General features: G+C 45.4%; 14 protein-coding genes. 11 read left to right on the forward strand and 3 right to left on the reverse strand.

Annotation, left to right across the window (positions count from 1 at the left end):
- The first annotated feature begins 315 nt into the window (after positions 1–315).
- From AB1K83_RS15395 to nikC, 7 genes are all read left to right on the forward strand, one after another.
- Positions 316–861 carry a DUF402 domain-containing protein gene (locus AB1K83_RS15395; protein WP_413059102.1) on the forward strand — a complete coding sequence of 182 codons (546 nt, stop codon included), beginning with the start codon at positions 316–318 and terminating at the stop codon, positions 859–861.
- Between the two features lie 52 nt (positions 862–913).
- The gene (locus AB1K83_RS15400) at positions 914–2,665 is read left to right on the forward strand and encodes an ABC transporter ATP-binding protein (RefSeq protein WP_413059103.1); all 1,752 of its coding nucleotides are present in this window, start codon (positions 914–916) and stop codon (positions 2,663–2,665) included.
- A gap of 260 nt (positions 2,666–2,925) precedes the next feature.
- Positions 2,926–3,948: an ABC transporter ATP-binding protein gene (locus AB1K83_RS15405; protein ID WP_413059104.1), complete on the forward strand. Its 1,023-nt coding sequence runs from the start codon at positions 2,926–2,928 to the stop codon at positions 3,946–3,948.
- On the forward strand, positions 3,920–4,906 hold the full coding sequence (locus tag AB1K83_RS15410; RefSeq protein ID WP_413059105.1) for an ABC transporter ATP-binding protein: 987 nt from the start codon (positions 3,920–3,922) through the stop codon (positions 4,904–4,906). Before AB1K83_RS15405 ends, AB1K83_RS15410 begins: the two co-directional genes overlap by 29 nt.
- A gap of 24 nt (positions 4,907–4,930) precedes the next feature.
- Positions 4,931–6,580: an ABC transporter substrate-binding protein gene (locus tag AB1K83_RS15415; RefSeq protein ID WP_413059106.1), complete on the forward strand. Its 1,650-nt coding sequence runs from the start codon at positions 4,931–4,933 to the stop codon at positions 6,578–6,580.
- Between the two features lie 97 nt (positions 6,581–6,677).
- A complete protein-coding gene (locus tag AB1K83_RS15420) occupies positions 6,678–7,682 on the forward strand; it encodes an ABC transporter permease (protein WP_413059107.1) in 1,005 nt (334 codons plus the stop codon).
- Between the two features lie 18 nt (positions 7,683–7,700).
- Positions 7,701–8,600 carry a nickel transporter permease gene (nikC, locus tag AB1K83_RS15425; RefSeq protein ID WP_413059108.1) on the forward strand — a complete coding sequence of 300 codons (900 nt, stop codon included), beginning with the start codon at positions 7,701–7,703 and terminating at the stop codon, positions 8,598–8,600.
- A 44-nt stretch (positions 8,601–8,644) separates the two neighbouring features.
- On the opposite strand, the gene AB1K83_RS15430 is transcribed toward nikC, so the two are convergent.
- Both AB1K83_RS15430 and AB1K83_RS15435 read right to left on the reverse strand, forming a co-directional pair.
- The gene (locus AB1K83_RS15430; protein ID WP_413059109.1) at positions 8,645–9,727 is read right to left on the reverse strand and encodes an FUSC family protein; all 1,083 of its coding nucleotides are present in this window, start codon (positions 9,725–9,727) and stop codon (positions 8,645–8,647) included.
- A gap of 132 nt (positions 9,728–9,859) precedes the next feature.
- Positions 9,860–11,164, reverse strand: coding sequence for a glutamate-1-semialdehyde 2,1-aminomutase (locus AB1K83_RS15435; protein ID WP_413059110.1), 1,305 nt, complete (start codon positions 11,162–11,164; stop codon positions 9,860–9,862).
- Between the two features lie 136 nt (positions 11,165–11,300).
- On the opposite strand from AB1K83_RS15435, the gene bcp reads away from it, so the two are divergent.
- From bcp to perR, 3 genes are all read left to right on the forward strand, one after another.
- The gene (gene bcp, locus AB1K83_RS15440) at positions 11,301–11,777 is read left to right on the forward strand and encodes a thioredoxin-dependent thiol peroxidase (protein WP_413059111.1); all 477 of its coding nucleotides are present in this window, start codon (positions 11,301–11,303) and stop codon (positions 11,775–11,777) included.
- A gap of 18 nt (positions 11,778–11,795) precedes the next feature.
- Positions 11,796–12,734 carry a D-2-hydroxyacid dehydrogenase gene (locus tag AB1K83_RS15445; RefSeq protein ID WP_413059112.1) on the forward strand — a complete coding sequence of 313 codons (939 nt, stop codon included), beginning with the start codon at positions 11,796–11,798 and terminating at the stop codon, positions 12,732–12,734.
- A gap of 89 nt (positions 12,735–12,823) precedes the next feature.
- Positions 12,824–13,267, forward strand: coding sequence for a peroxide-responsive transcriptional repressor PerR (gene perR, locus AB1K83_RS15450; RefSeq protein WP_413059113.1), 444 nt, complete (start codon positions 12,824–12,826; stop codon positions 13,265–13,267).
- 46 nt (positions 13,268–13,313) lie between these two features.
- Here the strand turns inward: perR and AB1K83_RS15455 are convergent, their stop codons facing one another.
- Positions 13,314–13,664 (reverse strand): YgzB family protein, encoded by a 351-nt coding sequence (locus AB1K83_RS15455; RefSeq protein WP_413059114.1) that lies wholly within the window; start codon positions 13,662–13,664, stop codon positions 13,314–13,316.
- 130 nt (positions 13,665–13,794) lie between these two features.
- Between AB1K83_RS15455 and AB1K83_RS15460 the strand changes: the two genes are divergently transcribed.
- Positions 13,795–14,676 carry a nucleotidyltransferase-like protein gene (locus AB1K83_RS15460; protein ID WP_413059115.1) on the forward strand — a complete coding sequence of 294 codons (882 nt, stop codon included), beginning with the start codon at positions 13,795–13,797 and terminating at the stop codon, positions 14,674–14,676.
- Positions 14,677–15,255 lie beyond the last annotated feature (579 nt).

Here is a 15,255-nt window from a genome sequence, read left to right on the forward strand (position 1 = left end):
GACGGCACAAAAGCGTAGGGCGCCTGCAGTAGAGGTTCGCAGTCTAAGTGCGCGATATCGTGTCGCGACGACTGCATGACCCACATCCTGTGGGCGACAGGCATAAGGCGAAGATACGGCGTGGCGCGCTTTTAGAAAGCAGTGCCTTAATTTCTGCAAAGAGCGCAGAAATTAAGGCAAATCGAACACTAAAAGTTGTGCCTTAATTTCCGCAAAAAGCGCGGAAATACGGCAAATCGGACCCTGCGCAGTCCGATTCGCTGTTCGATTGGTTAGCAGAGGTGGAGGCTAGACGGAAAAAGGTGGGTAATAGGCATGGCGATTGCACCGGTAGGGGAAACAATACAAGTACATAGCTACAAGCATAACGGCAGCATCCATCGGGTCTGGCAAGAGACATTAGTCTTGAAAGGCACCCGGAATATTGTCATCGGGGGGAACGAGCGTACATTGGTGACAGAAGCGGATGGCCGGACGTGGTTGACCCGGGAACCTTCTATCTGCTATTTCCACGCGGAACATTGGTTCAATATTATTTGTATGTTGAGAGAAGACGGCGTGTATTATTATGTTAATATGAGTTCGCCATTCGTCTATGATAACTTATCACTTAAATACATTGATTACGATCTGGATGTGAAAGTGTTTCCGGACATGACTTATATTATCTTGGATGAAGACGAATATGCGGATCATAAAAAAGAGATGGGATACCCTGATGTAATCGATCAGATTTTGCAAAGGAATCTTGATACGCTCATTCGGTGGATCGAACAGCGCAGGGGACCGTTTGCTCCTGATTTTATCAACGTCTGGACTTCGCGCTACCATTTTTATAAACAGGTTCATAACAATAAGTGAAAAGCCTGACTGCGAATAGACGCGGTGGGCTTTTTTCGATAGGAGGCCTTCCATGGGAGACAGTGTGAGGAGATATCTGAAATTTGTAAAGCCATATAATTGGCAAATCATATTGACAATCATCATCGGTATCGTAAAATTCGCTATCCCTTTATTCATACCTTTGCTGATGAAGATTGTCATTGATGATATTATCGGCTCAGATACATTGACGAAGGAACAGATGACCCGGCAGTTATTTTACTGGCTTGGTGGGACGATGTTGGTATTTTTCATCCTTCGCCCGCCTGTCGAATATTATCGGCAATATTATGCACAGTATGTGAGCAATAAAATTTTATATGATATCCGCCAAGAGCTTTATAGCCATCTGCAGAAATTGAGTTTGCGTTATTATTCCAACACGCGGGCGGGTGAAGTGATTTCCCGGGTCATCAATGATGTGGAGCAGACAAAGAATTTTGTCATGATCGGTCTCATGAATGTTTGGTTGGACTTGGCCACTATTATTATCGCGATTATCATCATGTTGACGTTGGATGTGCCGCTAACGCTCGTGACTTTGCTTGCTTTCCCTTTCTATGCATTCAGCGTGAAGCATTTTTTCGGGAAATTGCGGGAGCTGACACGCAAGCGATCCCAAGCGCTCGCGAATGTGCAAAGTTATTTGCATGAACGGGTAGCAGGAGTCAGCGTCATCAAAAGCTTTGCTCTGGAACAAAAGGAGCAAGAGCGGTTTGATGAGACGAATGGTGACTTTCTTGAAAAGGCGATCGATCATACGAAATGGAATGCTAAAGCATTCGCTGTCGTGAATACGATAACCGATGTAGCCCCGTTGCTCGTTATCGCCTATGCAGGGTACCAAGTGATCAATGAAAATCTGTCTGTCGGAGTAATGGTCGCTTTTATCGCTTATATCGAGCGGTTATACAATCCGCTCCGACGTCTCGTCAATTCCTCCACTACACTGACGCAGTCATTTGCATCGATGGACCGCGTGTTTGAATTAATGGAAGAAAAGTACGATATTGTGGATCAGAAAAATGCCGAAGAAATGCCGCCGTTGAACGGGAAAGTCGAATTTGACAAAGTGAGTTTTGCATATGAAGAGGAGGGACAAACCGTTTTGAAGGATATTGACTTCGTAGTCAATCCGGGTGAAACGGTGGCATTCGTCGGAATGAGCGGAGGAGGAAAATCGACCATTGTCAGTCTCATACCGAGATTTTATGATGTCTCTTCCGGGGCGATCAGGATAGACGGCTTTGATGTCCGCGATGTGAAAATAAAATCATTGCGCGACCAAATCGGCATCGTCATGCAGGACACCATTCTATTCAGCGATTCTGTCGAAAGCAATATTTTAATGGGGAACCCTGGTGCAACCCACGACGAAGTCATCGCGGCGGCTAAAGCCGCGAACGCCCATGATTTCATCGAATCCTTACCGGAAGGATACAATACGAAAGTCGGGGAGCGAGGGGTCAAGTTGTCGGGAGGCCAAAAGCAGCGGATTGCAATTGCCCGGGTGTTCTTGAAAAACCCTCCACTGCTCATCTTGGACGAAGCGACATCTGCCCTTGACTTAGAAAGCGAGGCACTCATCCAGGATTCACTCGACCGGCTCGTCCATGATCGGACGACGTTGATCGTAGCTCATCGATTATCGACAATTACCCATGCTGACAAAATATTTGTCATTGACGGCGGGAAACTAGTGGAAAGTGGGAATCATGAAGAACTGATGAGAAAAGATGGAATCTATCATAGCTTGTTCCAAGTGCAGATGCTAGGAGATTAATTAATAAAACTATTTCAAAATACTACAAAATTCGCCACGGAGTGATATTCTATCCGTGGCATTTTTTTATTTGTATTGCAAGGCAAGGCAGCTAGCTACAAATGATGGTCATATGCCAGAAAATGCTTCTTCATTGGTTCTATAGTAATGTGTTACTAGGATAATATTAATCTGCTAAAATGTGTTGCCTTTGCACCAATTAATTGTATAATAGTGAATACCTTCAAAAATAATTAAAAATATTAAGAAAAGGTGATTCGATGGATGGAAGAAAAACAATCCTCCAAGTGAATGATTTACAGACAACCTTTTTCACGGATTCAGGGGAAATACCGGCTGTAGATCACATCGATTTCCATCTGAAAGAAGGGGAAGTTCTCGGTATTGTGGGGGAATCGGGTTGTGGAAAAAGTGTCACTTCCTTATCCATCATGGGTCTTGTCCCCAAACCTCCTGGTAAAATTGTGGGCGGAGAAATCCTGTATGGAAACAAGGATTTATTGAAGTTGAACGAGAAGCAAATGAGGCAAATCAGAGGCAATGACATCGCTATGATTTTCCAAGAGCCGATGACATCGTTGAACCCTCTTTTTACAATCGGAAATCAGATGACGGAAGCGATCCGGATCCATGAGAGGGGCTTGTCAAAAAAGAAAGCGGTTACACGGGCGGTCGAGATGCTAAATCTGGTTGGGTTGCCAAGAGCCACCGAGCTTATGAATGACTATCCGCATCAGCTATCCGGTGGGATGAGGCAACGGGTGATGATTGCCATGGCACTTGTTTGCAATCCGAAGGTGTTGATAGCGGATGAGCCGACAACAGCCTTGGATGTCACGATTCAAGCACAAATCATGAAGCTGATGAAAGAGCTGAACACTAGATTAGGAACGGCCGTTCTTCTTATCACCCATGACCTTGGCGTTGTAGCGGAAACTTGTGAACGGGTCATTGTCATGTATGCAGGCCAGATTATCGAAGAGGCTCCGGTCAGGAAGTTATTTGAGGATCCTCAGCACCCTTACACGAAAGGGCTGATTCAATCGGTTCCAGATATGAGGTTTAAGAAGGACCGATTGTATTCCATCCCGGGAAATGTGCCGAGACCTGGGTCAATCAGGCATGGTTGTAGGTTTGCCGCCCGATGTGAATTCGCGTTCGATCGTTGCCTGAAGGAGAATCCTGCCCTGTATGAAACTTCGGATGATCATCAGACACGTTGTTTCTTATTCGACAGAGAGGGGGCAGACATGAATGGAAACAAAACCCTTGTTAAAAGTTGAAGGATTAAAGAAGTATTTCCCGATCCAAGAGGGACTGCTCGCTCGGACTGTTGGACAGGTGAAAGCGGTTGATGACGTATCTTTTTATGTGAACGAGGGAGAGACCTTGGGGATTGTCGGTGAGTCGGGCTGCGGAAAGTCGACGACGGGGCGAATGCTCATGCGTCTGCTAGAGCCAACAGATGGAAAAGTCGAGTTCCAAGGGAAAGAACTCACTTCATTGACGACTGAGGAAATGCGGAAAATGAGACGGGATATCCAAATGGTGTTCCAAGATCCATACGCCTCGCTGAATCCACGGCATACGGTTGGAAAAATTCTGGAGGAACCGCTTATTGTTCATGGGATAGGGGATTCGAAGGAACGGAAAAAGAAAGTGAATGAGTTTTTGGAGATTGTCGGTTTAAGTGAATATCATGCCAAAAGGTACCCGCATCAATTCAGTGGCGGTCAAAGGCAACGGATTGGAATCGCTCGGGCGTTGATGACGAATCCGAAACTGATCATTGCGGACGAGCCTGTGTCGGCATTGGACGTTTCCATTCAAGCACAAGTCTTGAATTTGATGCAGGATTTACAAAAAGAGTTCAATCTCACCTACATCTTTATTGCTCATGATCTAGGGGTTGTTCGGCATATTAGCGACCGTGTCGGCGTAATGTATCTCGGTAAACTGGTCGAAATCGCGGATAGTGAACAGCTATATTTGAAAGCGCTTCATCCATATACGCAGGCGCTTTTGTCGGCAGTTCCGGTTCCAGAGCCGGACTTCAAGAAAGAACAGATTCTCCTGGAAGGGGATATTCCGAATCCAGCGGATCCACCGACAGGGTGCACCTTTCATACACGATGCCCACATCGAATGGACATTTGCGTGAAAGCGGTTCCAAAGCTAAGGGAGCATAGTTCGGGTCATTCTGTCGCCTGTCACCTATATGGCGATTCAAGCGACGTTTGATATAAATCAGATGGAGGGGTCAAAATGAAGAAAAACAAATTTTGGTTATTTGCCATGATGCTTATCCTCGCTCTATCGACAGCCTTGGCGGCGTGTTCGAATAGTGGGACGACGAACGAGTCGGAAAAAGATGGCGGCACTGGCGAAGAAACAAAGAAGAATGAGGGAGCAGGCAATGAAAATGTCAATAAGACATTGGTCTTTGGCCGCGGTGGAGATTCCACATCTCTCGATCCATCGAGAACGACAGAAGGGGAAACATTCAAGGTAACGAAGAATATTTACGAAACGCTATTGAACTTCGGTGAACAGGATACATCCATCCAACCGGGCCTTGCGACAGAGTGGGAGCCGAGTGAAGATGGGTTGACGTACACGTTCAAATTGCGTGAAGGCGTCAAATTCCATGATGGTTCTGATTTTAATGCGGAAGCGGTTGTGAAGAACTTTGAACGCTGGGCGAATGGAGATGCGGATACATTCCCGTATTACAACTCCATGTTCGGAGGTTTCAAAGGCGATGAAGGACATATTATCGAATCGGTTACTGCTGATAGCGATTACACGGTTGTCTTCAAATTAAAGCGCGCACAAGCACCATTCCTGAAAAATATTGCAATGGATATGTTTGCAATCGCAAGCCCGACAGCTTTCGAACAGGGCGATGACCAGTTTGAAAGGAACCCGGTCGGAACAGGTCCATTCAAGTTCGTTGAGTGGAGACCGAATGAAACGATTACGATCGAAAAATTTGAAGACTATTGGCAAGAAGGACTACCGAAGCTTGATAAAGTCATCTTCCGTTCCATTCCTGATAACTCGGCCCGTCTGAACGAGCTATTGTCGGGAGGAATCGACTTGGCTGACGGCATCAACCCATCAGATGGCGTCAAAATCGAAAACGATGAAAAACTGCAATTGTTCGAACGTCCTTCCATGAACGTCGGATACTTGGGCATGACTGTAACACGCCCTCCGTTTGATAAGAAAGAAGTGCGTCAGGCACTGAACTATGCGATCGATAAACAAGCGATCATCGATTCTTTCTTCGAAGGCCGCGCGGATATCGCGAAAAACCCGATGCCACCATCCATTTCCGGTTATAACGATGACATTGAGCCATACGAGTATAACCCGGAAAAAGCGAAAGAGCTTCTTGCGGCAGCAGGACTTGCAGACGGTTTCGAGATGGAGCTGTGGGCAATGCCAGTTCCTCGTCCTTATATGCCGGATGGTATGAAAGTGGCGGAGGTCATCCAAAAAAATCTTGCGGATATCGGTATTACGGCTAAAATCGTCTCCCACGAGTGGGGAACTTATCTCGAGCTTGCAAGTAAAGGGGATGCCGATGCTTTCATGCTAGGCTGGACTGGGGACAACGGAGACCCGGATAACTTCCTGTATGTCCTTCTAGATGAAGACAATATAGGAAGCAACAACTACACGTACTATAAAAACGATGAACTTCACGATATTTTCATAGAGGCACAGACGGAAGTCGATGAAGAGAAGCGTATTGAATTGTATAAGAAAGCTCAAGAAATTATCCATGAGGAAGCTCCTTGGGTTCCATTGGCCCACTCGACTCCTTTGCTTGGCGGAGTGAAGGAATTGACAGGACTTAAACCGCACCCAACAGGATCTGATCTACTATCAAATGTAGAGTTTAAGTGATAGAAGGAAAGGGAGAGCCCGGGAGGATCTCTCCCTTTTTCCTTTCATACAAAGGTTACATAGCCAAGTGGATTTCAGAGTTGGAGAGGTGAACGCGATGCTCAACTACGTTGGGAAGAGGTTGTTGCAACTCATTCCGGTCCTTCTAGGAATGACATTTGTTGTTTTCATGATTATCCGTGCAATTCCGGGAAATCCGGCCCAAATCATACTCGGGCAGCAAGCGACCAAAGAGGCGGTGGAAGCGTTAACCGTCAAGCTAGGGCTGGATACTCCTTGGTATATCCAGTATTTCAAATACCTCGGAGGCCTCTTGACCGGTGACTTTGGAGAATCAATGAGGACCCGCATGCCTGTCGCAGATGAAATTTGGCCCTATCTGGCAGCGACATTCGAGCTTACTTTATTTGCTATTATAATTGCGGTTGTGATTGGCATAAACGCTGGAATCATCTCTGCGTGGTTTCAGAACTCGTGGTTTGATTATGGGGCTATGATTTTCGCTCTGATCGGTGTATCGATGCCGATATTTTGGTTAGGACTCATGGGGCAATGGGTGTTCGCTTTGGAACTCTCCTGGTTGCCTGTCACTGGGAGGGAACAGGTGAGGGATCCGGTGAATGCTATTACGAACCTCTATGTGCTGGACACGATTTTACAAGGCCGCTTCGACCAATTGGGAGTGGTGCTCAAGCATTTGATTTTGCCTGGATTGGCCCTAGCGACGATTCCAATGGCAATTATTGCACGGATGACTAGATCAAGTATGCTCGAAGTGATGCGATCCGATTATGTCCGGACCGCTCGGGCTAAAGGGCAAAAAATGTTCTGGGTTGTCTATAAGCATGCCTTGAAAAATGCAGTCATTCCTGTATTGACTGTTGTCGGATTGCAGATGGGGATGCTGTTGGGCGGAGCAATTTTGACGGAGACGATTTTTGCGTGGCCGGGAATTGGTCGATATATATACGATGCTATCGGTTATAGGGATTATCCGGTCATCCAATCCGGCATTCTCATCGTAGCGTTTTTCTTCGTGATGATTAATCTGATTGTCGATCTGTTATATGGCTTAATTGATCCGAGGATTAAATATGACTAAGGAGAGGGGGAGGCATCTATGACTGAGTTAACTCCGAAAGTGGACGGGATTGCGGAAGCGCAAATTAGTAGCAAAACTGCCGGGCCGTGGAGCGAGGCGTGGAACGGATTCAAAAAAAGTAAAGTGGCAGTCGTCGGAGCCGGTATTGTCATCTTCTTCATATTGCTTGCCATATTCGGACCACTGATAGCTAAAGAAGGGATCAATGATCAAGTTCTGGCTGATCGTCTCCTTCCCCCGTCGTCCGAGTACTGGCTGGGGACGGATGACCTGGGCAGGGATATTTTGTCCAGAGTCATTCATGGTGCACGTATTTCACTCTGGGTCGGATTCTTTTCAGTCGTGGGATCGGTTGTGGTCGGTAGTGCACTGGGAATAATTGCGGGATATTATGGTCGTTGGGTGGATACGATCATATCCAGGATTTTTGATATTATGCTGGCATTTCCATCTATTTTGCTCGCGATTGCGATTGTTTCCGTGCTTGGCCCGAACTTACAGAACGCCTTAATTGCCATCGCGATTATTAATGTGCCGAATTTCGGACGATTGATCCGATCAAAAGTGTTAAGTATCAAAGAAGATGAGTATATTACGGCGGCGAGAGGTATTGGGATGAAAGATGGGAGGATTTTGTTTTCCCATATACTGCCGAATTCCATGGCTCCTGTCATCGTCCAAGGCACATTGGCGATTGCGACAGCTATTTTGGAGGCGGCTGCACTAGGATTCCTGGGTCTCGGCGCACAGGCGCCAGCACCTGAGTGGGGAAAGATGCTGGCCGATTCGAAAAACTATCTTCAAACGGCCCCATGGACGATGGTGTTCCCGGGCATGGCAATCATGCTGACCGTACTCGGTTTCAATTTGATGGGAGATGGATTGCGGGATGCGCTTGATCCGCGGATGAAAAATTAATAAAAACCTGGAAGCGGTGATCATCCGTCTCCAGGTTTTTTGGTTTAATACACTTCTTCATCCCACTCGATTTCCGATTCCTTATGATGATGCTTCTGATACGAAATGATCAGCTTGTCAAGGTGTTCCAACTGCTCTTCGTAATTCAGGATAGCCGATAAGATATGGAGAAGATGGTAGGCAGAAAATTCTTCTTCCTCTTTCGTAATGGCAATTTCTTTTGCGAAAATTTCCATAACCTCATGGCGTTGGATGTATTCTTCGTTTGGACTGATACTCGTACGCTCCGACTTCAACTTGCCTACAAACTTCAAATGCAGTTGCTCGTGGTAAGTCAGAAGAGCGTCTAGACGTTCTTGGACCATCATTCTGAAATGCTCAGGCAAATTGATAAGTTCATTTTCAAACTGGTGCAATCGTTTCAGCACATCGTAACTACTTCTGGAAGTGGCAAGCATTTGGCGGTAGATGACCAGTTTCCTGCCTTTTTCCCTTGTGTTTCTTTTGAAATAGCTGCGTTCTTCTTTAAACAATAGGTAAAATTGATCGACTTGCGTGAGACGCTCTTTCAATTTATTAAGCGACTTTTTCGTAGCGATGTGCTCGGATACTTGCCTCCCGGCCAAACGGGTCCACCGGATGATCTCGTCCTGTGTTTGGTGAATGGATTGAAAAAGCTTGGTTTCATATTTAGGAGGCATGAACACCAAGTTGACGGTAAACGCAGCTAACACTCCGATGACAATCGTGATAAATCGTTGCATTGCAAATACTAAGAAATCTTCACCCTGTATTTCCATAATGGCAATCATCATGACGAGTGCCAAGGAAATGTTCTTTTCCAATCCCAGCTTCAACATGATCAAGATGATGATAACCGCAGCGAGACCGACGATAAGAAGCTGGTGTCCAAATAAAAGAACGAACAAAATGGCGATAGCTGCGCCTATAATATTTCCTTGAATTTGCTCGATGATAGTCAAATACGAACGGTAAATCGACGGCTGGATGGCAAAGATCGCAGCAATCCCAGCAAAAACGGGATGGGATAATTGAAGTAAATCCGCTACAAACAGAGCGAACACAATGGCAACGCCCGTTTTAAAGATGCGGGCACCTAATTTCATGCAATTATTCCTTTCTAATAAAGGTTTAGAGATACACGAATTCCTAACTTGAAGAGACCCCGTGTATCCTATTCTTTCATATCAGTAGTAAGTTCCTATTTTCTGTTACTTTACCTTTGTCTTGATAAATGGTCAATTATTGAATATGCGGCCCAGTTCGCTGAATGAATGATCCACCGCGAGTAAAGTATCTTGAATATCTTGTTCAGTATGAGCTGTCGTCAAGAACCACGCTTCATATTTGGAAGGAGCGAGATTGACTCCGTTTTTCAACATCAGCTTGAAAAACTTCCCGAATACTTCACCATCCGTTGCTTCCGCTTGTTCATAATTTTCCACTATCACATCGGTGAAATATAAAGTAAGCGCACCGCCTAAGCGATTAGTTGTCAATGTAATGTTGTGTTTCCGGGCAGATTCCAGAATACCTTCTTCCAATAAAGCCCCTAGCCGATCCATTTCCTCATAAACGCCAGGTTTCTGCAGCACTTCCAAACATGCAATACCCGCCAAAATCGAGGCTGGATTTCCGGCCATCGTACCCGCTTGATAAGCAGGGCCGAGCGGTGCCACTTGTTCCATGATTTCTTTCTTGCCGCCATATGCCCCGATCGGTAGTCCGCCTCCGATAATTTTTCCAAGAGCCGTCAAATCGGGTGTCAATCCGAGGAGATCCTGAGCTCCGCCATAATGGAAGCGGAATGCGGTGATGACTTCATCGTAAACGATCAAAGCGCCATGGTCGGCCGCCAGCTTATGGACCAAAGGCAAGAATCCATCTTTCGGTTCTACGATGCCGAAGTTTCCTACAATCGGCTCGACCAGTACGCAAGCAATTTCATCTCCCCATTTCTCCATCGCTTCTTGGTAAGCTTCCGGATTATTGAACGGGATAGTGATTACTTCCTGCGCAATAGATGAAGGAACTCCTGCTGAATCGGGCGTGCCTAGTGTAGCAGGCCCAGAACCTGCAGCAACGAGTACTAAATCAGAGTGCCCGTGGTAGCAACCGGCGAACTTCATAATTTTAGTTCGACCCGTATAGGCACGTGCGACACGGATTGTCGTCATGACCGCCTCTGTCCCTGAATTGACAAAGCGCACTTTATCCATACGTGGCATTGCTTCTTTCAACATTTTCGCGAATTTCACTTCGTGTTTCGTTGGCGTGCCATATAAGACTCCAGTTTTTGCAGCTTTCGTAATTGCTTCGGTAATATGAGGATGTGCATGCCCTGTGATGATCGGTCCGTATGCTGCCAAATAATCGATGTATTTATTGCCGTCGACATCCCAGAAATATGCGCCTTCCGCCCGATCCATAACGGTCGGAGCTCCTCCTCCAACCGCCCGATAGCTGCGGGATGGACTGTTCACCCCGCCTACAATATGTTCACATGCTTCTGTATAGACTTGTTCCGATTGAGTTCTATTCATTTTTTAGTTGCCTCCGTTCCATTCATTACGACCTTCATTGTAAACAAAATCAGGGCAATACGCCAAAGAATTGAAAGTGACATCGTTGTCCGGTACGATTGTATCTATAATAACCACGATGATGGAGGAATGTACAATGACGACATTAGTAGGAATGCAGGCACCTGCTTTTTCACTGCCTAACGAAAAAGGCGAGACAGTTTCTTTGGAAGACTTTGCGGGCAAAAAATATGTCATACTTTATTTCTATCCGAAAGATTCAACACCTGGCTGTACGACGCAAGCTTGTGATTTTCGTGATGCGCATGAGCAATTCAGTGAATTGAATGCGGTGATCCTTGGGGTGAGTCCTGACAGCGAGACCTCCCACCAAAAGTTCATCGGCAAGCATGGACTTCCATTTTCCTTGCTCGTTGATGCTGACCATGAGGTGGCGGAACAGTATGGGGCATGGAAGTTGAAAAAGATGTTCGGCAAAGAGTATATGGGAATTGAGCGCTCTACGTTCCTGATTGATCCGACTGGAACAGTTGTAAAAGAGTGGCGTAAAGTGAAAGTGAAGGGACATATCGAGGACGCTTTGGCAACGTTGGAACAGCTGGTTAATTCCTAAGGGATCTGAGGTGCGGTGATGAATGTTGTATTTATGTTTCCGGTAAAGGAATATCAGAAAGAGAATTTATTGAAACGCTTTCCGCAAGTTCATTTTCAATTCGAACAAACGGATGAAGCAATCTCGCAAGCGGAAATCCTCGTAACCTACGGGAATGATATTACCATTCAGCTCTTGGAAAAAGCTAAATCCCTCGAATGGCTGATGATCGCTTCTGCGGGAATCGAAAAAATGCCTTTATCGTATATCGCGGAGCGCGGGATCCTCATGACGAATGCACAAGGAATTCATAAGATTCCGATGGCAGAATCGGTGCTCGCTTATATGTTGGCCCTTCGTAGATCATTGTTTCTCATGTATGATCGACAGAAAAAGAAAGAGTGGAATAAAAGAGTATATTCCCGCGAACTGAGAGGCGCGACGGCCTTGATTCTTGGCCCTGGTACAATCGGGGGTGAGATCGGACGGCTACTTCAAGCTTTCGGCGTCCGGACAATCGGTTGCAACAGGTCCGGAAGGGACAGCGAGTGGATGGATGAAACCATCGTTTTTGACCATCTGCTTGAACGGCTGGGAAAAGCCGATTTTGTCATCTCCGTTTTGCCAAGCACGCAGGAGACACGGGGGATGCTGACAAAAGAGTATTTCCAGGCAATGAAGGAATCGACGGTGTTCATGAATTTCGGACGCGGTGATTTGTTTGACGAAGCCGACTTGATCGAGGCTTTGAAGACAGGTGAAATTGGCCACGCCGTACTTGACGTCTTTGAAACGGAACCATTGCCGGAGGAAAGTGAGTTATGGTTTCTGCCAAATTGCTCAATTTCCCCGCATGCCTCTAGTTTTTCTGGTAAGTATGTAGAACGGTCCCTTGAGATTTTTGAAGCCAATTTGGAAAGGTGGCTGAAAGGGGATCGGGATCTCCTGAATACCGTAGATCCGCTCAAGGGATATTAAGCATTTTAGTTGACAGGCACCCCAATTCTTAAGTACACTATTGATAATCATTATAAAGAAATAATCTTTCTGGATTGGGGTGTTTAGCAATGTCTGAAGTGCTTTTGCAAGACGCGCTGGACACATTGAAAACGACAGGCGTCAGAATTACACCACAAAGACATGCGATCTTAGAATATTTGATTTCCTCCGAGTCACACCCGACAGCTGATGAAATATATAAAGCGCTAGAAAAGGATTTTCCTAGCATGAGTGTAGCAACCGTTTATAATAACCTTCGAGTATTCCGCAATGCGGGGCTTATCAAGGAGCTTACGTATGGGGATGCGTCCAGTAGGTTCGATTTTGTGACACACGATCACTATCATATTATTTGTGAGCATTGCGGGAAAATTGTAGATTTTCATCATCCGGGTCTGGAAGAAGTGGAGCATTTCGCTTCCCACGTGACCGGGTTTAAAGTGAACACGCATCGTCTGGAAGTGTACGGTACATGTCCATCGTGCGCTGAGGACAATGTGACAGTCAAATAAGAAAAGCGTCCATCCCTTGAGGGTTGGACGCTTTTCTTATTTGACACTATTTTTTATCGGGACGGTTGTAGGCTTCATCAAATTCCTTGCCTTCGAGTGATGGATCCAAAGTTAGCGGTTCGCGGCAATGTCCGCACATATCGACGCGTCCCAACATTTTAGTCTGTTTGCCACAATTCGGACAGACGATTTGGACCGCCCGGGTGGAAAGTGCGCCGATCCACGCATACACAATGGTGCTCGCAATGATGGCAAGCACGCCCAGAACCATGAAGATTAACATGATAATCTCATTGTTTTTAAAAAAGATCCCCATATACATAATGACTACACCGATAAATATTAACGATAAGGCAAACGAGCGGATCCGGTTTATCTTATTTTTATAAGGTTTCAAGTAGCCTTCCTCCTTACATATATCCTCAATTACTATAGCACATATTTCGATCACTCCGTTATTTATCAATTTAAAGATGAAGGATTTTTTAAGAGAACCGTCGAAACATTAACGGCAAGGAGGTGTGGTAGTGGAACAGGTGCTAAGGTCAATCTATCAAGAGCGAGCAAGTTCTCCAGATACGCTTGGAGTCATCCTGGTGGAAAAAAGGATGCCTGGAGACCCGGTTACCGATACATTTGACGCAATACTACTAATCATTACTGCAAATGAAGACATCCCGATTTATACAAAACATTATACGGACGGCGAAGAGAAAGCCGCTATGCACGTCATCAGTGAAAAACAACTTCAAAAATGGGTTTTGGTCGGATCGAAAAGGAAAGTGGTCGATTGGTTGTTTTACGGAAAGTTGTATTTTGACCGGAACGAGTATGTGGAGCAGCTGAAGACCGCATTGCATTCTTATCCTTCCTACGGACGATATATAAAGATGGGACTGGAGCTTTCGAAATTGGTGAGAGGATATATGGAAGGTAAAACATTTTTTGAACAAGGGAACTACTTGGACGCTTACCACCATGTCGTTCAATCACTTCATCACCTCGCAAGATTGGCTGTTATCGAGGAAGGATCATTCCCTGAAATTACGGTATGGTCACAGGTGAAGAAAATTGATCCGTCGATTTATAAGTTGTATGAGGAATTGATTTTGAGTGAAGAACCTTTGGAAAAACGGTTGGAGCTGTTATTCTTGGCCAGTGAGTTTTTCATCCATAATCGGACGTTGGATGGTTCCCGGCATATTAGAACCGTCATGGCGGCACAGCAGCGCTGGACCATTCAAGAACTCCATGAGAATGAAGAACTGGAAATGTACTCCATCAATTTAGAAGTGTTTATCGAATTCCTAGTCGAAAAAGGGTTGATCCAAGTATTTGAAACGGATTCGAAAAACGATTTCATCTTTCATAGGGAGTATAGTGTGAACCGCAATAGGCTAGATCAGTAGGATTTTCAAGTTTGGAATATTGCATGCAGGCGGCGCAGCAATGTGGCAGAAATGAATTTTTCTGTATATCATCGAATGCATTTATCGAATGCGTTTATAGAAGAACACCTGAAGCTGCATACTTGCTTCTGACTGCATGCGTAGCCCCGAGCGTGCGGATAGTTAAGCAAAGAGATGATTAAATGTAATGCCGGTCTGTATATATTCTCCTCCACTTTGAAAAGTGGAGGTTTTTGCTGAAAAGCGGTAGAAAAATTATTTCGCTAATGTTGTTGACAATCTAATAGCTAGCATGTTAGGATAGTAAACGTCGCTTGGGAGACAAAGTGAAAGCAGGTCAGAAAAACTTTTTCGAAAAACCTCTTGACTCTTACCGGCAGCGATGTTAAATTAGAGAAGTCGCTTTTGGAGGCGGCAAAATGAACCTTGAAAACTGAACAGCAAAACGTCAACAAATAAAGTTCTGGAGCCGACCCCGTCGGTGAAAGGAACAAAATGAATATTCGGATTCGAAATTGACATCTTAAATGATGCCAGCAAGAAACTCGAGCTATTCGAATTTCTCTTTTATGGAGAGTT

Origin of the sequence: Sporosarcina sp. 179-K 3D1 HS (assembly GCF_047228905.1) — a bacterium.
In the GTDB taxonomy this organism is placed as follows: Bacteria; Bacillota; Bacilli; order Bacillales_A; family Planococcaceae; genus Sporosarcina.